This window comes from Paenibacillus sp. YAF4_2 (assembly GCF_052113225.1).
Taxonomy (GTDB): Bacteria; Bacillota; Bacilli; order Paenibacillales; family Paenibacillaceae; genus Pristimantibacillus.
The window spans coordinates 98,520-119,427 of record NZ_JBFRCT010000014.1; the positions used below are offsets into that span (position 1 = coordinate 98,520).

Sequence of the window (20,908 nt, forward strand, 5' to 3'; positions counted from 1 at the left end):
CTGTCATTTGTGTTCGTTATCTTTATACCGCTTGTTCTATTTTCCTGGTATACGCTTAATGAAGAGTCCGCCAAGGCAATGAAAGAATTAACGAAGAATAGCGAGAATGTGCTGGCGGTTGAGAAGATAAACATTGAGAATAACATTGAGCTGATGGGATGGACTGGTCAACTTGCGTTATCCAATCGGGAAATGAACAATTATCTGCAAATTGAACAAATTCAGGATGCAGCGCGTGTTCTTTACATTAAGAAAGATGTGGTTAACAGCTTTCAATATTTTCTGTTCAATAATCCACGAATTACGAATGTCCGGTTGTTTACGGACAATCTTTATGTCAATGAGATTTGGCCAGTCATCCTGCAGGAATCTCGTATTCAGGACAAGCCTTGGCATGATGCTGTGATGAAGCAGAGCGGTTTGCCCTGGTGGGAGATACAGGAGAGCGTAGGCCTCACCGGTGTGCCATCCGAGCAATCGCCCAATGAGCCCTTCATGACTTACTTGCAGGAATTCAAATATCCTGACAACAGAACACATAACGGAATTTTAGAGATATCAATGAAACTGTCGGACTTTTTCTCTCAAACGTTCAGTAGTGTGCAGGACATGAACTCCCAGCTGATTGTAGTAGCAAGGAGCGGACAAGTTTTTAGCTTGAAGGCTTCGCCTGTGTTCGAGCAACACAGCGCGGAGGAATTGATGAACAACGTGAAGCTGACAAATAATCCAGAATACGAGACGGTACTGCTAAAGGTTAACGGACATTCCTACTTGGCATTTCAAAGCTACATTCCATCTATCGACGTACATCTGGTCAATATGGTTAGTCTTGCGGACACGAAGGAAGGCATTAACCATTCGAGAGTTCGTTATATTGTGCTCATTTCGTTATTAGTGGCCTTTCTCGTACTGCTGTCTTACTCGATGCAGGCTATGATTTTACGCAGGCTTAAGGTGTTAAGAGAATCGATACAACAGGTGAGAAGCGGTAACTTCAACGTCGAGCTGCCGCCGATTACCGGTACCGATGAGGTAGGAGAGCTGGGCTTGCATTACAGTAGGCTCATACTGAAGATTAATGAGCTCATTCAAGAACAGGCAACTAGGCAAGCGGCAGGCAAAGAAGCCGAGCTTCGGGCGCTAAAGAACCAAATAGATTCCCATTTCCTCTACAATACGCTAGAGAACGTCAAAATGCTGGCGGAGATTGAAGGGCAGTATCAAATTTCAGATATAATGACCTCGTTAGGCGGTATGATGCGGTACTCGATGGAATGGAAGCGGGAACACGTGATGCTCAGCGATGAAATTCAGCAAGTCAAGAATTATGTATCCGTTATGAATATCCGTTATGATGGAAGACTTGATCTACGGTTGTCGATTGAATCGGAATGCCTTAAGCAGGAATCGCTCAAAATGTCACTTCAGCCTGCAGTCGAGAATGCAATTAAACATGGGATGAGCCGCATGCATTCCAGCGACGGAAATCTTGTCATTACGATCTCTGCCGTCCGGCGTGATCACGCATGTGTCATAGAGATTACGGATAGTGGCTGCGGCATACCGGAAGAGAAACTTGTCTTATTGAATCGAATGCTGCGAATGGAAGACTCCGCTTACCAGGATGTCCGGCAATTATTCGTTCGCAAGCATAATCAGGACAGCAATGGGATCGGTCTGCGTAATGTGGACCAACGCTTAGTGATGAGCTATGGGACAGAATATGGGATTCAGATTGAGAGTCAGGAAGGAAGCTATACACGTATAATCATGACTTTACCGTATCGGGTCATGGAGGGAGATTAGAAGACATTTATGATTAGCTTGCTGATTGTCGACGACGAGAAGATCATTCGAAGGGGCTTGGAATCGGTAATTGAGAGGCAGTTTCCTAATCTGTTTAACTACCGATTTGCAGAGAATGGACAAGAGGCACTGGAGCTGCTTAGCCAGGAGCCTGCAGATATAATGTTCACAGATATCCGAATGCCAATTATGGATGGGATCGAACTACTGGAGCAACTGCAAGAGCATTCCGTAAGGCCCGAGATTGTGCTGCTGTCTGGCTATAATCAGTTTGTATATGCGCAGAAAGCAATTCGCTTTGCCGTGAAGGATTATCTCGTGAAGCCTGTGATACGAGAGGAGCTATTTGCCGTCCTGGAGCGAATGTTACATGACATAAGGACGAGAGAAGAGCGAGCAGATACGGCAGCTGAAGATGCCAGCTTTGTTGCTGCCGAGCTAATTACTCAGCATTTGACCCAGAAGGATATTGGTGATGCGGTAACACAGAATAAGCTGAAGCAGGCCGGCTTTAGCCTGTTGGATGATAGATATACGCTGGGCTTTCTTACACGGCGCGGTGGAGGATTAGAGCCTAGCAGTGCGGATGTTGCTTTTTTCAGGAATCAAATCGCTGAGTTGTTACAAGAGCATACGGATTGGATGCTCACGCGTGATGGAGAAGGCGGAACGATTATGATTGTACGCGATCCGGTTATGTTCTACCAGTTATCGGAACGGTGGAGGGTCAGTGTATATGAGTCGCAGCTGCGAATCGCGATTAGCAAAGCTGTTCAAGGGATAGAGCAGATAAGGTGGGCATACAGCCAAGCGAAGCAAACCTTGAGATATAGTATTGTTCTTCCAGAACTCGATGTGTTGGACTACACCAGCATTAATGAGCGCAATGAGCGTCATGAAGTTCCTGTTGAGTCCATTCAAAGAATATTGAATCTCATGGGAATGGGACGCGGCGATGAAATCAAACAACTTCTCGCTCAAATCCTCGATATTCGCATTATTAGAAGCAGCGAGATCGGTTATCTGGAACGTATAAGCCAGCTGCTCAACGAGGAGCTGTTCGACACGTTATTCCGCATCTATGGGCATAAGATACTTGGCCTATTAAAGACGCACGCCTGTGTTGGTCATATCGGAAACTTTGATCGATTTGAAGATTTCTACATAGCCGTCGAGCAGCTTCTCGATAATCTGGATAGGTTCATCCAAGATCGGAGAGAGCAAGTTCCGACGGAACAAAATACGATGCAAAAAGTGCTCAACTACTTGCAGACGCATTATGCCGACGATTTGAACATGGCGGTTGTGTCCAACCATTTCTCACTTAATTACTCGTACTTCAGTCATGCCTTCCAAGAATATAGCGGTGAGAATTTCTCGAACTATGTTCGCCGATTAAGGCTGGAAAAGGCGAAGGAGCTGCTGGTGCACTCCAATTTGAAGGTGTACGAAATTAGTGAGCAGGTTGGATTTGAAAACGTGAAGCATTTTACGAGAATATTCAAGGATACTGAAGGCATGACAGCGCTGGAATTCCGTAGCCAGCGAAGGCTGTTTGAAACCTAACAAAAAATGACCCATAAGAGAGCGCCTTTTTAAGGTGTCATTCTTATGGGTCTTCACATATTTATTAACTTTCCTCTATAATCCTCTCGAAAAGCCTCGAAGGCGCTCTATATGAAGGAACGGATAACTCCGTGACTATTCATTTATTTATTATTCAGGAAATGAATTAAAGCGGTATTGAATTCTTCAGGGTGAGTCGCGTTTAAACCATGTGGTCCACCTTCAATGACAACGAGTTGACTGCCCGCAACAGCTTCGTGGGAAAGTTGACCGCTTACCTCAAGCGACACGATCGCATCGGAATCGCCATGGATAACAAGTAATGGGATATCAAATTTCGCCAAATCATCACGGAAATCTGTTCGGCCGAAAGCATCAATACAATCCAGCGTCCCTTTTGGCGATGCATAAGAAGCGATATCAAGGTTGTAAGCACGGAAGGACTCGCTGACCAGGTCGGTTCTATCCCCAGCTTTATAGAAATTGTGAGTGAAGCTGTCAAGGAAGGCGACACGGTCCTTCTTCAAACCGTCTTGGAAGCCCTGAATGGTGGCCTCATCCAGACCGCCTTCCGGATGCTCGTCAGATTTATAAAAGAACGGAGGAACGGCTGCAGCGAGCACGGCTTTTTTGACGCGGCTTGTTCCGTATGTGCCAACGTAACGGGCAACCTCTCCGCCACCCATCGAAAATCCGACCAGTGTTACATCCTTAAGGTCTAGATGTTTAATAAGTTTATGGAGATCCGTCGCAAATGTATCATAGTCGTAACCGTTCCACGGCTTTGAGGATTGTCCGAACCCGCGGCGGTCATAGGTAATCACGCGGTAACCTGCTTCGATGAGCGCTGGAACTTGACCCTCCCACGAGCGCCCGCTTAGTGGCCAGCCATGGATTAATATCACTGGTTTGCCTGCGCCAAGATCCTCAAAGTACAATTCAATAGGTTGCCCGTTTTCTGTTCCAACTGTTAATTTAGCCATGCTTCATCCTTCACTCCTCTGATAATCGTCTCTCTATCGTTCACTCACTTTAAGCTATTCCCTTGGAATAGGTTTATCCCCCGTGACCGCCAAACATCGCTTGCGCATAAACAAGACCCGCGCCATAGGCACCACCATGTTGCATAGCAATCTCCAAAACTGCATCATACGTTTCTTGATTTGCCCAATCGCGTTGGTACTCAAGAAGAACAGACATCCAAGTAACAGGAATTGCTCCTGCTTGTATCATGCGTTGAACGGCAATGTCATGTGCCTCCGTGGTAGTCCCGCCTGAAGCGTCCGTTACAATGTATACTTCATATCCATCTTTAATGGCTGAAACTGTAGGGAAAGCAAGACAAACTTCCGTCCAAAGTGCAGCCATGATCAGCTTTTTACGGCCTGTTTTCTTCACTGCTGCTAAGAAATTATCATCTTCCCAAGAATTCATTGTTGTACGGTCAATTGGCTTCTGCTCTGGAAATACCTCTTGAATTTGCGGATGAATCGGGCCTGAAAATGATTCCGCTGCTACTGTTGTAAGAATGATAGGCGCATTGAAAACTTTGGCTGTTTTGGCCAATCCAACCGTATTGTTAATGATGGTTTGACGGTCAGCACTTTGAACACCAAAGAGCATTTGAGGCTGGTGGTCTACAAGAATAATTGCAGAGTTATCAGCTGTAAGTAAATCTGTTTTCGAGTTAAACATACTAAGATCCCTACCTTTTCCGGATATGATTACAACAGTTCAATAAATTGGAAATCCTGCTGCATGTACTCAGTCTATTGAAATGTAACCGTGCAAACAATTCTCAGTTTTCTATATGTTTCATAGGGAATAGCTATATATATCAAAAGTTCTATAAATGATATCCATAAGTAAATCCTATGACTGATATAGAGAAAGCCTTATTGCTAGTCAAAATGTTGACTCTTAGACTTAAGAACAGCAGGCATCTAGTAAAAACATAACACTAATAAGAATTGAGGAAGGAGAAATAAGTATGGGTTCTACGGGTTTTATGGGTTCTATGGTTCTGGCTCTTGCTGCAGGTATTGTAATTGGCGTTATTTTTCAATCGCTTAAGATCCCTTCGCCAGCACCGCCTTTTTTGGGACTACTTGGTCTCGCAGGTATGTTTTTAGGCCAGCGATTGATACCCTGGATACAGCAATTGCTAAACAACAAATAAATAATCTAAAGGGAGAGTGGAGTCATGTCTAAGAAAACGATAGATGTTGAAGCCAATTTGGTCATTCACAATGCCGGTATAGTAACGATGGACGATTCAAATCCAACAGCAACAGCAGTTGCAATTAAGGCTGGTCAATTCCTGGCTGTGGGCGATGATGCCGAAATCATGAAATATGTTGGATCATCCACTCAGGTTGTGAACGCAAACAAACGAATGTTAATACCGGGCTTGAACGATTCTCATATTCATCTCATTCGAGGTGGTCTCAACTATAACCTTGAACTTCGTTGGGATGGAGTACCATCCGTAGCGGATGCATTGCGTATGTTGAAAAAGCAGGTTGACCGTACTCCAGCTCCTCACTGGGTCCGTGTTGTAGGCGGCTGGACAGAGTTCCAATTCATTGAACGCCGTATGCCAACTCTAGATGAAATTAATCGAATTGCTCCAGACACACCAGTTTTTATTCTCAATCTTTACCGTCAAGCTTTTCTGAACAAAGCTGCCTTGCGAGTAATTGGCTATACAAAAGATACGCCGAACCCGCCAGGCGGAGAAATCCAAAGGGATAGCAAAGGTAATCCAACAGGAATGCTCATCGCAAGGCCTAATGCTACGATTTTGTATGCGACTTTAGCTAAAGGGCCAAAGCTTTCATACGATGACCAAATAAACTCAACTCGACTATTTATGAGGGAATTGAATCGATTTGGAGTCACAAGCGTTATTGACGCCGGTGGGGGCTTTCAGAACTATCCCGATGATTATCAGGTGTTTGACGAACTTGATAAACGTGAGGAAATTACAGTTCGCACGGCGTACAATTTATTCACGCAGCATCCTAAGAATGAATTAAGTGATTTTAAAGCATGGACCGCTTCATCGCAGCCGTACACGGGCAGTTCCTATTATCGTCATAACGGTGCCGGTGAAATGCTTGTTTATAGTGCAGCTGACTTTGAAGATTTTGTAGAGCCTCGTCCGGAACTCCCTGCTGTACTTGAAGATGAACTATTTGATGTTTCTAAGCATCTCGTTGAACAACGCTGGCCATTTCGTCTTCATGCAACCTATGGAGAGTCAATTACACGCTTCCTCGATGTATTTGAGCGCGTGAATAAAGAAGTGCCTTTCAAAGACCTGCGCTGGATTCTAGATCATGCCGAAACCATTCATGAGAAGGATTTGGAGCGGGTTGTGGAATTAGGTGGTTCGATTGCCGTTCAAAGCCGAATGGCTTTTCAAGGTGAGTATTTCGTCGAAAGATATGGGGCCAAAGCAGCGGAAAATGCTCCTCCGATAGCCAAAATGCTTCAGCATGGATTACGTGTCGGGGTAGGGACAGATGCGACAAGAGTAGCCAGTTATAATCCGTGGGTTGCCTTATACTGGTTAGTAACGGGTAAGACGTTAGGCGGGTTAAGCCTGTACCCTGAATCTAATCGTGTAGAGAGACATGAAGCGCTTCGCATGTATACGGCGGGGAATGCATGGTTTTCCAAAGAGGAAGATGTCAAAGGGCAAATTAAAGAGGGTCATTATGCTGATTTTTCGATTCTTTCCGATAATTTCTTACTTGTCCCCGAAGAAGCAATTAAAAAAATTGAATCGGTCTTCACGGTTGTAGGAGGCAAGATTGTCTACGGCACCAGCGAGTTTGAGTCTTTGTCGCCTCCAGCTCCGAAAGCCAGTCCTGACTGGTCTCCGCATAATGTCTTTGGAGGCTACTACAAGGAACCGCAATATGGAGGCGGATCAGGTGCCCATGCACCTAATCAGGTCCATCTTCATCATAAGTGTAACCACCATCATGGCAGCGGTTTCTGTGACCTGGACTGCTTCGTCTTCTAAATGCTTAATTAAACGCTCCCCATACGGTAAACAGGTGGAATAAGAAACCTATTACAGTATGGGGAGCGTTTTCTTGCATAGAAATAGTAATACAGCTATTGCAAACAGGAAAAATAAGCGGCTTTAGTCCAATGTAACTCAGGACCGAGGCCGCTTCATTAGTTTTTATTTCCGTTGTTTCATTCGACTTCTCAATGATACTTGGTGTTAGATTGATTGTGTTGATTGATCGGGGTAATAGTTTCCTTACGCTCTAAGCGAATAAAGAATGGGACCACGGTGCTTAACAGCAGTAATCCGGCTAACACCTCGAAAGTGATCCTATGACCTTGGGTGTTGATCAAATAAATGGAGATGATAGGGCCAAGCGAGGCTCCAATGAAAAGCATAAACATATGGAAAGAAAGAGCGCTGGCTCTTAACTCTCCAGCTAAAGTGCCTATTAATGATAACAAGGCGGGAAGGGCCATAGCTATTCCAGCAGTAAAAATAATACTCATCAGAAATAAAAATGTAAGGTTCCCCGAAGTGCCAACCAGACCTAGACCAATACCGGCCATAATCAAACCACACCACAGAACATTTTTTACCCCAAACCTGGTGACGAGCCCTCCATCAAATGGAGAAATGAACATACCGATGATACCGGCTGCACGAACCCATAGGATTTCCTGGTGGCTCAGACCGAAGAGAGGGCTGCTTAGATAGCTTCCAATCGTGGAGAAAAAACCAACGAGTGCAATAAAGAGAATGGAGGAAATGATGTAACAAATGGGCAGACCTTTTTTCCTGAAAATACCAACTAGGCGCTTTAGAGGAGTGAAAAAGCTGTCCTTCGACTTGTGTGTTATATCTTTAGGTATACCTACTGTAATCAAAAAAAGCGAAACAAAATACACGATGCCAAGAATATAAAATACGTAATTCCAGCTTAGTCCCATGACGACGGTGCTGCTATAGATCTGTCCAACGATACTGGCCATTAAAAAGGCGGTGCTTATAAAACCGAGGATCGTTACCCTTTTAGTAGCTGGGAACATCTCCATAGCGTAGGCTAACACAGAAGGTGGAAACATGGATGCTGCCAGTCCTTGTATAACCCTTAGAACAATAAGCCATTGAAACTCATGAACGGTTCCTATAAAAGGGGTTGATACGGTGAGCAGGCCTAACCCGGTTATCATCATTTTTTTTCGTCCATAGCGATCAGAAAGCCCCCCGAACAGGAGTGCTCCACCGGCAAAAGCAAATGAAAAGGCGCTGCCTGCCCAAGCCGCTTTTGAAGATGAGACCTGGAATACATCCTCAAATACGGAGAACAGAGGGATCGTTAAATAGAGGGAAGAGACGACAATTAATGAACACCAGAATAGGATAAGGGTCGTAAGATTATAACGTGGTGCAGTTGGATTCACGGGGTTAATCAAAAGTGTCCCCCCTTATTTTCAGCATACGTCTCTTGTGTTACTGCTATATTCGTTTCTTTAACATTTAAAAATACGTTGGCAGCAAAAACAAGAATTCCACATCCGGCAACGGTTTCACCTACGCGTTTTAGAGTCGATAACCATTCCTGATCATAACCGTTTGAAATAAATGATAGCGAGATCAACATGATTGGCAAGCCTGTGCCCTGCAGCCAGAAGTGCCATTTAGCTAGTCGAGATTCTGCGGCTTTGGGGAAACGCAGATAAGTAAATCCGCAAAGGGCTAAAGTTGCCCATCCGAAAAGATTGGCGTGGGCATGAACGCTAGTCAATGCAAAGTTCAATGTTGCACCCATGTAGATTCCAATCCCAATACCGAGAACAATATAAATAACTGCCATTTTTAAGAACCGTATTCCCATTCAAATTCTCCTTTATATTCGTTGTAACACCATCGTATAAACGTTGGTTCGTACGATCAATATCGATCTTTCTATGTCTCATATAGCTTTTTCTTATAGCACGAAATCTGCGTATACAGGGTTTTATTTGGTGTGTTATAGTGAGTCCTGGAATTTAGTGCTAATTTTGAAAGGGGCTTTTTTTATGTCTGAAAAACTTACGGAAATGCTAAACACTCAGATCGCGAACTGGAGTCTTCTGTTCACCAAACTGCATAACTATCATTGGTATGTCAAAGGTCCACAGTTCTTCACTTTGCATTTGAAGTTTGAAGAGCTATACACGGAAGCTGCGCTTCATGTGGACAATCTTGCCGAGCGGCTGCTGGCATTAGGCGGCAGCCCTGTAGCGACTATGCATGGAGTTCTTGAAACCGCAACGGTAAAAGATGCAGTGGGTACTGAGAGCGCTACGGAGATGGTCCGCACGCTTGTAGCCGATTTTGGAACTATTGTTAATGAGCTTAAAGAAGGGATGAGCATCGCTAATCGTGAGGACGACGAGACAACCGGTGATATGCTCTTGGCCATTCATTACTCACTTGAAAAGCACGTATGGATGTTGAAATCATTTTTAGGGTAACCTCGCCCCTCGCCAATGATATAGTAAATTCGCTATACAAGTATAGAAAAAATGGAATGGTTCGCTTGAACTCTTTTCTCTATGATTTGAAGTAGATGTATGTTCAGTTATTGGCATGATCGATAACTCGAGAGGAAAAGGAGTTTAGAAAAGATGGTTAATAACTTAATGCAAACAGCTGGTATCCATCATATTACATGTTTCGTGAAGGATGCGCAGAGAAACGTAGATTTTTATGCTGGAGTTCTAGGTCTTCGTCTTGTGAAAAAAACAATTAACTTTGATGCCCCTGAAGTCTACCATTTGTACTTTGGCAACGAAAAAGGCAACCCTGGAACCATTATTACGTTTTTCCCATACAAATTTTCTAGTAAGGGCCGCATAGGTGGAGGACAAGTAGGTACAACAACATACGTAGTACCAGTAGGCGCGATTGATTTTTGGAAAGCACGCCTCACAGCATTCGATATTTCCTTCACAGAAAGTGCTCGTTTCTCCGAAAACTATATCGAATTTGTAGATGTGGACGGTCTGCAGTTAGAGATTGTTGAAAGGGAAGAAGGAGCTCTCAATACGTTGTCATCCGGAGGTATTCCAACGGATAAGGCTATTAAAGGATTTGGGGGCGCGGTGCTATACAGCACGGCATCCACTATGACCATGAAGGTACTTGAGGACGTTTTAGGTCTTACTAAGGTAGGTCAGGATGGGGACTTTATTCGCTATAAGGCTGAAGGAGACATCGGCAACCTCATTGACGTGAACGCGGAGCCCATGGAATGGGGGATTGCCGGTGCAGGCACCGTTCACCATATCGCGTGGCGAGCCAAGGATTATGAAGACCATGATGCTTGGAGAAGCCATGTGGAAAAAAGCGGTTTTAATCCTACGCCGATTATTGATCGACAGTATTTCCATGCTATCTATTTCCGTGAACATGGCGGCATTTTGTTTGAAATCGCGACAGATCCGCCAGGTTTCGCAAATGATGAGTCTGAAGATCATCTAGGCGAGAAATTAATGCTGCCAGCATGGTTTGAAGACAGTCGTGCTGAAATTGAAAAGAACCTGCCTCCTATTCAAGTGCACGAAATGAAGCCAATCTTTTAATGAAACATATTTTTCTTTACCACAATGGGAGGGTATCATGAGTAAAATTGCAATATTTGGATTTGGACGAATCGGTCGGCAATTACTTAGAGTAGCACTTCAGGAGAAGCTCTTTGTACCTTATTCAATCTCTGATATAAAAGATGAATCTATACTTGGGGCGCTTTTTGAGGTTGATACGAATTATAAACGCTGGCCTGAAGAGGTCCTGGGTCGAGAAGGAGCTATCATCATAGGCGGCCGTGAAATTCGCTATATGAATTCGTCCAGTGAAGTGCCTAATTGGGGAGAGCTTGGTGTTGAGTTGGTGGTTGACTGTACGGGTCGTGCTGTAACAAGACCCGTTGCACAATTGCACTTGGATCGCGGCGCCAAGCGTGTGCTTGTCAGCGGGCCAAGTAAAAGTCTCGAAGACTGCGATGCCGTTTTGCTTAAAGGAATTAATCTCAGCAGCTTTGATCCCGAGAAGCATAAAATTATCAGTATGGCCAGCTGTACAACCAATGCGCTGGCACCAGTAGTGAAATTAGTTAGAGAAAATTACGGCATTAAGTATGGCCTGTTTTCAACGGTGCATTCTTATACCAATACACAATCATTAACCGATCAGCCTATGAGGGACCGGCGGGATTCTTGGGCAGCAGCAGAAAATATCATCCCCTCATCCTCTGGAGCGGCTAAGGCTCTCAAGTTTATTTGGAGTGATCTCCAAATTACTGGAAAGGCATACCGAATTCCGACTCGCACAGGCAGCATTGCGGAGCTTAATCTGATAACAGAGAAGCCATGCTCTGTTCAAGAGATTAATGAAATGTTCCGTCTTGCTGCTAATGAAGGGGAACTTAAGGGAACTCTAGATGTATTGGAGGGTGAATGGGCCTCTTCCCGTATTGTAGGTGATCCACATTCATCTATTATTGATCTGCCATTGACGCAAGTGCAAGGAGAGCTGTTATCAGTAGCTACTTGGTATGATAATGAGTGGGGCTACGCTTCACGACTAGCTGAAGTTGCTGCTTTTCTTGTTTCAAAATAGTTTGATTTGAATATTTGATATCGCAAATAAAAGAGCAGTGACTCAGGCGCTAGCTGCCTAAGTAACTGCTCTTTTTTCAATGAGGTAAATGAATTAGATATTTGAATGTCCTATGGCAGGTATAGACAAAGACATATTGATAGATATAAGTGGGAGGATTTAAGCTATTACCATCACAAGGAGGGGATAACGTGTTTCGTATAACATGGGTTTTCGTCATTATTGTTGCGTATGTTACATTGCTAACAGCATGTGGAGCTAGTAAAAATGAAGAAGTTCAACCAGGATCTGGTGAAGAGTCAAGTGCAATTGCGAATGAAGTCGTTATCACGGCAAAGAATTGGGAGTTTGATAAAGCCGAGTATAGAATTAAAAAAGGAGAGGCCGTCAAGCTAACGTTAGAGTCGGGATCTGGCGTACATGGTATTGCTTTTAAAGACCTTGAAATCAAAGAACTACGCTCTGGTGATTCCAAGGTTGTGACAATAAATGAGGCTGGTACGTATGAATTCTCCTGTAATTTGATGTGCGGCTCAGGCCACGCCAATATGAAGGCTAAACTTATAGTTGAGTAAAATAGCTGTAACTTGCTTGGAAAATAGATCAATAGTGAGGTTATTTCGAAAATGATAACATTGAAGAATGCTATGACACGGGAAGAAGTCCCAAACGTAAAACATTTTAAAACGATGAATACCTTTAAATATGAACTAAACAATACCTTGTCCGGGAGTGAACTATCTGAACGGTTAATCCGATTGGCCGAACTTTTAAGAAATGGAGAAAAGTATGATTTGACTATGCGGATTAAAGGACAAGGCATTTAATGCGATGAGTGCCTGCAGCAGCGGCTTAAGATTTCGTTGAAAGGAGCCAGTATGTTGAAATTAAACCGTATGGAAGCTTTCAGCGATGGTGTGCTAGCCATCATAATTACCATTATGGTACTTGAATTCAAAGCGCCCGAAGATCACGCTTGGAGTTCTTTGGTTGATTTGGTTCCCAAGTTGCTTAGCTACGCTGTCAGCTTTATTTATGTTGGGATATACTGGAATAATCATCACCATCTGCTCCATACGGTTCATTTCCTTTACGGGAGGCTTATGTGGTTGAATTTGTTATTGTTATTCTGGCTGTCTCTCGTGCCGTTCTCTACGGCGTGGATAGGAGAAAGTAGCTTTTCGTCTACGCCAACAGCATTTTACGGTATTGTTTTGCTTTTTACGGCCATTGCATACTCTTTGTTGCAACACGCGATTCTCAAACAGCATTCCTCCAACTCCGCTATTGCGGTTGCGATGGGTAAAGACTTTAAAGGGAAACTTTCAATCTTGTTTTACATAGTGGCTATTCCGACAGCATACCTCAATTCATGGATATCATGCTTCTTAATCGTGCTAGTAGCAGCGATTTGGTTCGTTCCTGATCAACGGATTGAGCGTGTTATTAAGAGCAGAGAATTATAACCATATGGAATATTCGCGAGTAAAAAAGAAGAGCCAGTATTTGGCTCTTCTTTTTTTGGTAAAAAGTGTTTATTCAGCTGATGGTGCTTGATGTACATCAATATAGTCGAGTGCATTGTAGATCAGCACAGCCGCATCTGCACGTGTAATTTCATCTGTTGGATTGAAGTTACCAGCCTGATCAAGCTCAGCAATTTTAAGAACAAGTGCTCTTTGGACTGATCCTTCGTAGGAGACGGATAACTCATCTTGGTCGTTAAATTCCATCGGGATGATCTTAATCATTGGCAGATTGCTGTGCTTCTCAATCGCAAGGATCAACTGATGGGTGAACTCTTCTTTTGTCCATGTTATGTTAGGATCTAGATCATTTGGCAGACCAATGTCATTGTTGGCCGCGATGATAAGTGCATTTGCATACCAAGCTTCATCGTCTGCTTTCGGGAAATAATCCGTAGCATGAGGCTCTTTAATAAAGCGAAGTGTATCAATGTTCAAATCAAGCGCATTTACGATTAGTTGGATACCTTGTGCTACAGTTAGCGTTGCGTTTGGGAAGTAGCGGTCTTTGCTAACACCTTGCACTAAACCTTTATCCTGCAGGGAAATAATTTTATCCTTAGCGCTCACATTTGTGATATCCGTGAATGTGGTTGTTGCCGCATAGCTTTGTCCAGCAATGGATAGGGTAAGCACCGCTGTAGCTGCTAATGTAATGAGTTTGAATTTGTTTGTCATGGGATCACCTCATCATGTATGTTGGAACGTTCCTTCCTCATAGACGGGTTATCCAAACTTAAATAAATTTACTAAAAATTTATTTTTGAAGAAGTTACTTGATCGTTTTAGTTACAAGGTTAATATGATCCAGTCCTGTTCCGCTCGTGCCGTTGAAGATGAACTCCAGCTGATACTTGCCGCGGACGTAGGTGATTTTCTTTTGTACGGTCTTGCCGGACTTAATGAGGACCGATTCATTTGGAGCACCCCATTGCTGAATCAGCATACGGACAGTAATGCCCCCCAAATTGGTCTGGCGCTCAACATTCGTGCCGAAGTAGCGCATTTCGCGTATTTTACCCAGCTTGTAATTTATCGCGTAGCCGGGATGGCCCATTTCCGCATGGTATACGTCGAAACCGTCGGCATCCGTAGCTGGGGACTCGGCTTTGCCGATCGTGTTAATGACTGTTTCATGTGAGGTCTTACCAAGCGTGAAGCTATGGAAATTCGGGAATTGACCTTGGAGAGCCGGTTTATAGAAGCTCATTAATGTACGGAGAGCATCATTATTCGCTTCGACGGAAGCTGCTGCAACAGCATGAGAAGGGATTGCTCCGACTGTGGATAGGGTCAGCGTTCCTACGGCTACTGCAGCAATCGCTGTTTTTTTAACATATGCATATACGTTCATTTTAATTTTCCTCCTAATGGTGTTGGATCAAGTGTGATTCTTCGTTTTAGACGCGGGTACGTTACAATAGGTTGCTTATCGCTAAATAACAAAATGTGGAATCCGAATGATATACCTCCCGATTCCGTATTTGTACAAACAAACTACTGGAGAAGCTCATCTATTTGAAGGCCGGTTGTTTAGAGAATAGCATGCAAACTAAATAAATAAACAAATAAACCACCTCAATGAGAAGTGGTTTGTTTGAGTCCAAAATGGATGTAATATAGAGAATATTCCATGAATCTACCTATCGCCTACCCTCAAAACAACCGTCGCCTTAAACAAATCCCCATCGGTCTCCAGCGTCAGACGCCCCTCATGCAGATCAATAATCGACTTGGCAATCGCGAGTCCGAGGCCAGATCCTTCCGTATGACGTGACGTATCCCCGCGTTTGAAGCGTTCGAATAACTCCTCAGCATTATCGCTGATTTCGAACTTCGATACATTCTTGAACGTAATCGTAACTTCTTGCTGCTGTTCGGAAAACTGCATCGTTATATAGGCTCGTGTCTGAACGAGCGAATACTTCATCATATTCCCAATCAGGTTATCGAACGCGCGCCACAGCTTTTGGCCATCTGCAATTACGGATATGGGCTCCTCGGGCAATGAGATACGGAACTGAATATCGGAGCTGTCCATATCCTCTTTATACTCTGCAAGCGCCTGCTGCATAAGCTGGACAAGATCTGTTTGCTCCAGGAGCAGCTTAGCATTCCCGCTTGCCATGGTCGACACTTCAAACAAATCGTCAATCATTACCTTTAAACGCTTGGATTTCTGGTCGATGATCTCGACGTAAGCAGATCTTTCCTCCTTTGTCGAGTCCTCAGACTTCAGAAGTCCCGTATAAGTGATTATTGATGTAAGGGGAGTCCGAAGATCATGGCTGACGTTCGTAATGAGCTCCGTCTTCAGCCTCTCACTTTTGGCTTGTTCATTCTGAAGTAGTCTGACTCCACGTCTTAACTCGTTAATATTGGCAGCCAGCGAAGCAAGTACGCCACTTCCCGATGGAGGAAGCTCATTTGGCATTCGGCCGGCTGCCAGCTCGTCCGCGGCCAAGGCAACCCGATTCAGATGCATGGATTGCCTTGCTGTTAAGAGGATTGCGATAATCCCAATGACCGCAAGAATAGGTACAAATAGAGCAATGAAGGAGAGCTCATTGTAGCCGGGCTCATGAAAGAAGGAGGCAACCACCCCCCATACTCCAATAAATCCTAATCCGATCAAGATAAAGGCAAGAACGAGAAGTCGTATTCCAGTACTTTTATAAATAAAGGAGTCCTTCACTGAATTCTTGATTCGATTGAATCTGGCTTTCACACGTAAGTTGCCCCGATTTAATAAAGATTTGGAACATTGTCTCCTGAAATCGCTCCAGCTGCCCAACTGATCCACAATGAGCTGTCCTTGAAGAAGGGAGAGTGCCATGCCAATCGCCGCAATGGAGAGTGCAACAAGCAACCTACCGAAGTACGACAAGGGTGCTTCGAGTATGGAAGGGTAGTGGTCCGCCAAGTTCACCAGCAAGCTGACGCTCAAAGCAGATGTTCCGGCGAAAAATAAAACTTTGGCATCAAGCGGCAGCTTACGATAGAAGGTCGTCCATAGGCTTGTCTCACTCCGAGTTGCCATGATGACTTTGAAACGCTTCAAGCATAGGACGAGCAACGTCATGCCTGCGAGACAATAGGCGAACAGGATCAACTGCTCCCAGGTGTATCTTATGGAATTTACCTGAATAGGACTGTTCATTGGCACTGCGATCCAGCCTTGATAAGGAACGATCGAGGCGTCCAGCAGTTCGTGAGCTCCGATATTGTTTTGTAACGAATTAGCGATATCTATCGTATAGTCCGTTGTATAGATGTAACCACTGCCGTGTAATTCTTTTTGAGCAAGTCGATCAGGGACATTCAAGCTCGAATGAACAGAACTGGCGGTAGGACTTGAAAAGAAATAGTCAAACTGATTCTCCAGTTCATTGTACTTAAAGCGGTAAGCCTCCCTTAACCTGAAGTAGGTGTCTATTCGTTGTTCCTTCTCCTTGCGGATAAGAGAAATGACATAATCGTCATCCTTGTAGAGTCTCAAGAGTTCTTCCAGCTTGCTTTGTCTCTGGGCTATGTAAAAGGCAACCACATTGCTGTTGCCATCCGCAGATGCTTTCGCAATAAGTGGTTTGTATTCGTCTAGGATTACATTCGTTTGCTCAGCAAGAGGCGCCAGCTCATTACGATAATTAACAATGTCTTCCATCTCCACCGTAATGGAGTTTTTCGCTGTTTGCACAGCGGGTGAATTGAGCTCAAATAAGTTCAAGTAGGCTGCGAATTGATCGAGCTGTTGATGAAATTCCTGAGTATGATAGTAATCGCGATTGAGGTAACGGCTTCCCTGATCCCATAACGTTAACGGTCCGCTCAAGCCAATGACAAGCAACAGTGCGTATAGTAAAAAACGCGTGCTATTTCTCCATTTTGTATCCAATGCCCCACACCACTTTCAGATATCTTGGGTTTTTCGGATCAATCTCAATCTTTTCGCGGATTTTGCGAATGTGGACGGCAACCGTATTTTCGGCGTTGTAGCCCGGCTCCTTCCAAACACGTTCATAAATTTCCTGGATCGAAAGGACTCGTCCCGCATTCGTCATCAAGAGCTCCACGATCTTATACTCTATAGGGGTCAGCTTGACTGCTTCTCCATTCACGGTTACTTCCTTGCCCTCCACGTTTAATGCGAGACCGCGCAGGTCGATCATTTTCTTAACGCCTTCATAGGAGCCAAAAGTAACATATCTCCTTAGCTGCGATTTCACCCTTGCAATAAGCTCCATCGGATTAAATGGCTTGGTCACATAGTCATCCGCTCCTATATGAAGACCAAGTATTTTGTCGCTGTCCTCACTCTTGGCACTTAAGATGAGGATCGGAAGGTTGCGATGCTCGCGGATTTTGAAGGTGGCAGTAATACCGTCAAGCCTAGGCATCATGAGATCCATAATGATGAGATGCACTTGGTGTGACTCCAAAGTCTCCAGTGCTTCCAAACCATCTTCCGCCTTCAAAACGAATATGCCCTCATGCTTCAAATAAATCTCGATGGCGTCACGTATTTCCTTATCGTCGTCGACGACCAGCACAACGCGCTGCTCCATCTTTTTCATTCCCCCTTGCGTGTTAGCCATTCATATTCTCATTGTAATTGGAAATTCTTAATAACTGCTCATAAAATTTATGAAGAACTTCTTAATTTATTGGCCTGTTCATAAGGTTGTTTTCCAAAAATAAAGATTACTTTGACACATAGAGTACTTTCGGTTAGTATTACTCTATCAGATAGAATAGTTAGGCAAGGAGGGCTCAGTATTATTAGGAGCGACATTATTCGCGGGCATTTGGATCCAATCATCCTACGCCTGATTCTGGAAAAGGATCGGTACGGATATGAAATTTCTAAAGAGATCAGCCTGCGAACGAAGGACAGATTCCAGATAAAAGAGGCCACTTTGTATGCGGTATTCCAAAGGCTGGAGAACAAAGAACTTATTGAGTCCTACTACGGAGACGTTTCTCATGGGGGACAGAGGAAATATTATCGAATAACAACATTAGGTAGGGCTTACTTACGTGAAACGGTTATAGAATGGCAAGAAATTAAGGAAATTATCGACGTGTTCATGGAGGGATTGAATTGAAATCGATAAAGCAGCATGTAGACGAATTATTCAAGGGCATTCCGGAGAGCGAGAAAAAGAAGATTATCAAACAGGAAATTGTAGCTAATCTTCAGGAGAAAGTATTCGACTTGATGGAGCAGGGGAAGGAAGAAGAGGATGCGATCAACAAAGCGATTGTTGAATTTGGTGACATAGAAGAAATCAAGCAGCAGCTTGGACACAAGCTTCCTACAAGAAGGAACAATGCCAAATTAAATCTCGGCTTCTCGGTCTGGGGCAGCCTTATGATTATTGCACTTGTTGTATTCGTCAATTTCTATTATACCCCTGATGTGATCTGGTTCGTGTACCCGACTTTTGCCGTTCTTTGGTGGCCGTTGTCCATGGTGTTTAATTGGTTGCGCTTAAGGTGAGGAGGTCGACCTAATGATAGATAGGCAGCAAGTTGGTTTTGCCGCAGTTGGCAGCTTGATGAGTGTCTTGTTTTTTATGCTCGTGAATTTCTTAACAAGTCCGAGTGAAATTTGGTTTATTTATCCGGCATTTGTATTATTGTTCTGGCCACTCAGCCTGGCGTCTGTAAGAAAGGGCTATTATAGGCTGTATTCGTTGCTAGGTAGCCTGCTGGTCATTGTCTTTCTGCTTACGATTAACTATATGGAATCACCTGATGATCCGTGGTTCATCTATGCTTTATTTCCAGTCATATGGTGGCCAATTACGATGTACAGCAGGTCCAAAGCTAAGACGTTAACCTTCGCCATCATCTCGAGCATAAGTGCGGTTTTGTACTATTCGATCTTGAACGCTGCTATGTCACCTGATTATCCTTGGGCGATATATCCTGCTTTTGCTGTGATCTGGTGGCCGCTTGCTCTGTATTATGTCCGTAAGAAGCAGTATTACAGCTTTTCCATCTCTGCCAGCTCACTGATGATTGCCTTCTTTATTACGGTCAATGTGGTTTCTTCCCCGGATACAATCTGGGCGATCTATCCGATCTTTGCCGTTCTGTGGTGGCCGCTCAGCATGTATTATTTTCAGGTCAAAAGAATCAAGAACTGATCTAACCCAGATTAAATGGAATGTCCATAAGGACAGAGGGGAACAATATGCAAACTTCCGTACGTCAACTTAAAAAAGACATGGCTCCTTATGAGAAATCAAATCCCAAGACCAGCATTCTACAGATCTTGAATACCATCTTGCCGTTTGTAGTGCTCTGGTATGTTGCCTATCTCTCGCTCTCGGTATCTTATTTGCTCACTTTAGCTATTGCTGTTGTTGCATCCGGATTCGTCGTTCGGACATTCATTATTTTTCACGATTGCTGTCACCAGTCCATGTTCAAGAGCAAGAGATTGAATGAAATAGTCGGAACGTTTACAGGCATTCTTACTTTCTTTCCTTATTATCAGTGGAAGCATGCGCACTCGATTCATCATGCTACAAGCAGTAATCTTAATAAAAGAGGAATAGGGGACATATGGATCCTTACGGTAGATGAGTATTTAACTTCTTCCGTATGGAAGCGTATAGGTTACAGATTGTATAGGAATCCTTTCGTTTTGTTCGTTCTTGGACCGTTCTACTCGATTCTTATTGAAAATCGCTTCAATCGGAAAAATGCTAAAGCGAAAGAACGTATCAATTTGTATTTGACGAATTTGGGTATTGTGGTTGTAGCGGGACTGGTTTGTTGGGCTATTGGCTGGCAAGCCTTTCTGATGGTTCAGATTCCGATCTTCTATGTATCCGGAGCAGCTGGTATCTGGTTGTTTTATGTGCAGCACCAGTTCGAAGACAGCTATTTCGAGAACGAAGAAGAGTGGGACTATGTGAAAGCTGCAGTTGAAGGAAGCTCTTATTATAAGCTGCCTAGGCTGCTGCAATGGCTGTCGGGGAATATTGGCTTCCACCATGTTCATCATCTCAGTCCTAGAGTGCCGAACTACTACTTGGAAGAAGCTCATAATATGACGCCAGCTTTGCATAAGGTTACTACGATCACGATTGCCTCCAGCCTGCAGGCCATTCGGTTCCGTCTCTGGGATGAGAGCAACAAGAGATTTGTTGGATTCAAAGAAATAAGTGAGAAAGTTAAAAAAAGTAAAATGGGTGCTGTTGCAACCGGCAAGGAAAATTAAAGGGTAGTCTCTCAGGTTAAACTGGTACCCACAGACTAGACACTTAAAAAAAGGTGTTTGGGCTGTGGGTGCCTTTTTTGTATACTAGGAAAAGCAACTGGGGGGAACAAACATGAGTAAGAA

The 20,908-nt window shown here is 43.9% G+C and carries 21 protein-coding genes; 13 read left to right on the top strand and 8 right to left on the bottom strand.

All coding sequences use genetic code 11. The features are described 5' to 3' along the window. Window positions 1–78: 78 nt before the first annotated feature. A complete protein-coding gene (locus tag AB4Y93_RS26235; RefSeq protein WP_441896451.1) occupies window positions 79–1,809 on the top strand; it encodes a sensor histidine kinase in 1,731 nt (576 codons plus the stop codon). A 9-nt stretch (window positions 1,810–1,818) separates the two neighbouring features. Then, the gene (locus AB4Y93_RS26240) at window positions 1,819–3,375 is read left to right on the top strand and encodes a response regulator (protein ID WP_441896453.1); all 1,557 of its coding nucleotides are present in this window, start codon (window positions 1,819–1,821) and stop codon (window positions 3,373–3,375) included. Between the two features lie 143 nt (window positions 3,376–3,518). On the opposite strand, the gene AB4Y93_RS26245 is transcribed toward AB4Y93_RS26240, so the two are convergent. Then, a complete protein-coding gene (locus AB4Y93_RS26245) occupies window positions 3,519–4,358 on the bottom strand; it encodes an alpha/beta fold hydrolase (protein ID WP_441896455.1) in 840 nt (279 codons plus the stop codon). A gap of 73 nt (window positions 4,359–4,431) precedes the next feature. Further along, entirely contained in the window at window positions 4,432–5,070 is a 639-nt protein-coding gene (locus AB4Y93_RS26250) for a hydrolase (RefSeq protein ID WP_441896457.1), read from the bottom strand. 295 nt (window positions 5,071–5,365) lie between these two features. Between AB4Y93_RS26250 and AB4Y93_RS26255 the strand changes: the two genes are divergently transcribed. Then, window positions 5,366–5,554, top strand: coding sequence for a XapX domain-containing protein (locus AB4Y93_RS26255; protein WP_441896458.1), 189 nt, complete (start codon window positions 5,366–5,368; stop codon window positions 5,552–5,554). Between the two features lie 24 nt (window positions 5,555–5,578). Beyond that, a complete protein-coding gene (locus AB4Y93_RS26260) occupies window positions 5,579–7,408 on the top strand; it encodes an amidohydrolase (RefSeq protein WP_441896460.1) in 1,830 nt (609 codons plus the stop codon). 191 nt (window positions 7,409–7,599) lie between these two features. Here the strand turns inward: AB4Y93_RS26260 and AB4Y93_RS26265 are convergent, their stop codons facing one another. Both AB4Y93_RS26265 and AB4Y93_RS26270 read right to left on the bottom strand, forming a co-directional pair. Further along, window positions 7,600–8,835, bottom strand: a complete 1,236-nt coding sequence (locus AB4Y93_RS26265; protein WP_441896462.1) for an MFS transporter — start codon at window positions 8,833–8,835, stop codon at window positions 7,600–7,602. Then, window positions 8,832–9,257, bottom strand: a complete 426-nt coding sequence (locus AB4Y93_RS26270; RefSeq protein ID WP_441896463.1) for a hypothetical protein — start codon at window positions 9,255–9,257, stop codon at window positions 8,832–8,834. Before AB4Y93_RS26270 ends, AB4Y93_RS26265 begins: the two co-directional genes overlap by 4 nt. A gap of 184 nt (window positions 9,258–9,441) precedes the next feature. On the opposite strand from AB4Y93_RS26270, the gene AB4Y93_RS26275 reads away from it, so the two are divergent. From AB4Y93_RS26275 to AB4Y93_RS26295, 5 genes are all read left to right on the top strand, one after another. After that, entirely contained in the window at window positions 9,442–9,879 is a 438-nt protein-coding gene (locus tag AB4Y93_RS26275; protein ID WP_441896465.1) for a Dps family protein, read from the top strand. Between the two features lie 153 nt (window positions 9,880–10,032). Then, entirely contained in the window at window positions 10,033–10,989 is a 957-nt protein-coding gene (locus AB4Y93_RS26280; protein ID WP_441896466.1) for a ring-cleaving dioxygenase, read from the top strand. 37 nt (window positions 10,990–11,026) lie between these two features. Then, window positions 11,027–12,025 (top strand): type I glyceraldehyde-3-phosphate dehydrogenase, encoded by a 999-nt coding sequence (locus tag AB4Y93_RS26285; protein ID WP_441896467.1) that lies wholly within the window; start codon window positions 11,027–11,029, stop codon window positions 12,023–12,025. Window positions 12,026–12,216: 191 nt separating this feature from the next. Then, complete coding sequence (locus AB4Y93_RS26290) at window positions 12,217–12,600, top strand: cupredoxin domain-containing protein (protein ID WP_441896469.1); 384 nt, start codon at window positions 12,217–12,219, stop codon at window positions 12,598–12,600. A gap of 306 nt (window positions 12,601–12,906) precedes the next feature. Next, a complete protein-coding gene (locus AB4Y93_RS26295; RefSeq protein ID WP_441896487.1) occupies window positions 12,907–13,491 on the top strand; it encodes a TMEM175 family protein in 585 nt (194 codons plus the stop codon). Between the two features lie 69 nt (window positions 13,492–13,560). On the opposite strand, the gene AB4Y93_RS26300 is transcribed toward AB4Y93_RS26295, so the two are convergent. The 4 genes from AB4Y93_RS26300 to AB4Y93_RS26315 all read right to left on the bottom strand — a co-directional run bounded on the left by AB4Y93_RS26300 (window position 13,561) and on the right by AB4Y93_RS26315 (window position 18,116). Further along, on the bottom strand, window positions 13,561–14,229 hold the full coding sequence (locus AB4Y93_RS26300) for an S-layer homology domain-containing protein (RefSeq protein WP_441896471.1): 669 nt from the start codon (window positions 14,227–14,229) through the stop codon (window positions 13,561–13,563). Between the two features lie 94 nt (window positions 14,230–14,323). Continuing rightward, window positions 14,324–14,905 carry a YjgB family protein gene (locus AB4Y93_RS26305; protein ID WP_441896473.1) on the bottom strand — a complete coding sequence of 194 codons (582 nt, stop codon included), beginning with the start codon at window positions 14,903–14,905 and terminating at the stop codon, window positions 14,324–14,326. Window positions 14,906–15,190: 285 nt separating this feature from the next. Beyond that, window positions 15,191–17,446 carry a sensor histidine kinase gene (locus AB4Y93_RS26310; protein ID WP_441896475.1) on the bottom strand — a complete coding sequence of 752 codons (2,256 nt, stop codon included), beginning with the start codon at window positions 17,444–17,446 and terminating at the stop codon, window positions 15,191–15,193. Then, window positions 17,424–18,116, bottom strand: coding sequence for a response regulator transcription factor (locus tag AB4Y93_RS26315; RefSeq protein ID WP_441896477.1), 693 nt, complete (start codon window positions 18,114–18,116; stop codon window positions 17,424–17,426). Before AB4Y93_RS26315 ends, AB4Y93_RS26310 begins: the two co-directional genes overlap by 23 nt. Before the next feature lie 210 nt (window positions 18,117–18,326). On the opposite strand from AB4Y93_RS26315, the gene AB4Y93_RS26320 reads away from it, so the two are divergent. Genes AB4Y93_RS26320 through AB4Y93_RS26335 form a run of 4 tightly spaced genes read left to right on the top strand, consistent with a single transcriptional unit; the run spans window position 18,327 to window position 20,785 of the window. Next, window positions 18,327–18,656, top strand: a complete 330-nt coding sequence (locus tag AB4Y93_RS26320; RefSeq protein ID WP_441896489.1) for a PadR family transcriptional regulator — start codon at window positions 18,327–18,329, stop codon at window positions 18,654–18,656. Then, window positions 18,653–19,051: a permease prefix domain 1-containing protein gene (locus AB4Y93_RS26325; protein ID WP_167279726.1), complete on the top strand. Its 399-nt coding sequence runs from the start codon at window positions 18,653–18,655 to the stop codon at window positions 19,049–19,051. The genes AB4Y93_RS26320 and AB4Y93_RS26325 overlap by 4 nt, the downstream gene beginning before the upstream one ends. 13 nt (window positions 19,052–19,064) lie before the next feature. Beyond that, entirely contained in the window at window positions 19,065–19,703 is a 639-nt protein-coding gene (locus AB4Y93_RS26330; protein ID WP_441896479.1) for a hypothetical protein, read from the top strand. 47 nt (window positions 19,704–19,750) lie between these two features. Continuing rightward, a complete protein-coding gene (locus tag AB4Y93_RS26335) occupies window positions 19,751–20,785 on the top strand; it encodes a fatty acid desaturase (RefSeq protein ID WP_441896481.1) in 1,035 nt (344 codons plus the stop codon). The last annotated feature ends 123 nt before the right edge of the window (window positions 20,786–20,908 follow it).

Coding starts and splice junctions, on each gene's coding strand:
- AB4Y93_RS26235 (WP_441896451.1), top strand. CDS start 79: ATGAAAGAATTAACGAAGAATAGCGAGAATGTGCTGGCGGTTGAGAAG.
- AB4Y93_RS26240 (WP_441896453.1), top strand. CDS start 1,819: ATGATTAGCTTGCTGATTGTCGACGACGAGAAGATCATTCGAAGGGGC.
- AB4Y93_RS26245 (WP_441896455.1), bottom strand. CDS start 4,358: ATGGCTAAATTAACAGTTGGAACAGAAAACGGGCAACCTATTGAATTG.
- AB4Y93_RS26250 (WP_441896457.1), bottom strand. CDS start 5,070: ATGTTTAACTCGAAAACAGATTTACTTACAGCTGATAACTCTGCAATT.
- AB4Y93_RS26255 (WP_441896458.1), top strand. CDS start 5,366: ATGGGTTCTACGGGTTTTATGGGTTCTATGGTTCTGGCTCTTGCTGCA.
- AB4Y93_RS26260 (WP_441896460.1), top strand. CDS start 5,579: ATGTCTAAGAAAACGATAGATGTTGAAGCCAATTTGGTCATTCACAAT.
- AB4Y93_RS26270 (WP_441896463.1), bottom strand. CDS start 9,257: ATGGGAATACGGTTCTTAAAAATGGCAGTTATTTATATTGTTCTCGGT.
- AB4Y93_RS26275 (WP_441896465.1), top strand. CDS start 9,442: ATGTCTGAAAAACTTACGGAAATGCTAAACACTCAGATCGCGAACTGG.
- AB4Y93_RS26280 (WP_441896466.1), top strand. CDS start 10,033: ATGGTTAATAACTTAATGCAAACAGCTGGTATCCATCATATTACATGT.
- AB4Y93_RS26285 (WP_441896467.1), top strand. CDS start 11,027: ATGAGTAAAATTGCAATATTTGGATTTGGACGAATCGGTCGGCAATTA.
- AB4Y93_RS26300 (WP_441896471.1), bottom strand. CDS start 14,229: ATGACAAACAAATTCAAACTCATTACATTAGCAGCTACAGCGGTGCTT.
- AB4Y93_RS26305 (WP_441896473.1), bottom strand. CDS start 14,905: ATGAACGTATATGCATATGTTAAAAAAACAGCGATTGCTGCAGTAGCC.
- AB4Y93_RS26315 (WP_441896477.1), bottom strand. CDS start 18,116: ATGGAGCAGCGCGTTGTGCTGGTCGTCGACGACGATAAGGAAATACGT.
- AB4Y93_RS26330 (WP_441896479.1), top strand. CDS start 19,065: ATGATAGATAGGCAGCAAGTTGGTTTTGCCGCAGTTGGCAGCTTGATG.
- AB4Y93_RS26335 (WP_441896481.1), top strand. CDS start 19,751: ATGCAAACTTCCGTACGTCAACTTAAAAAAGACATGGCTCCTTATGAG.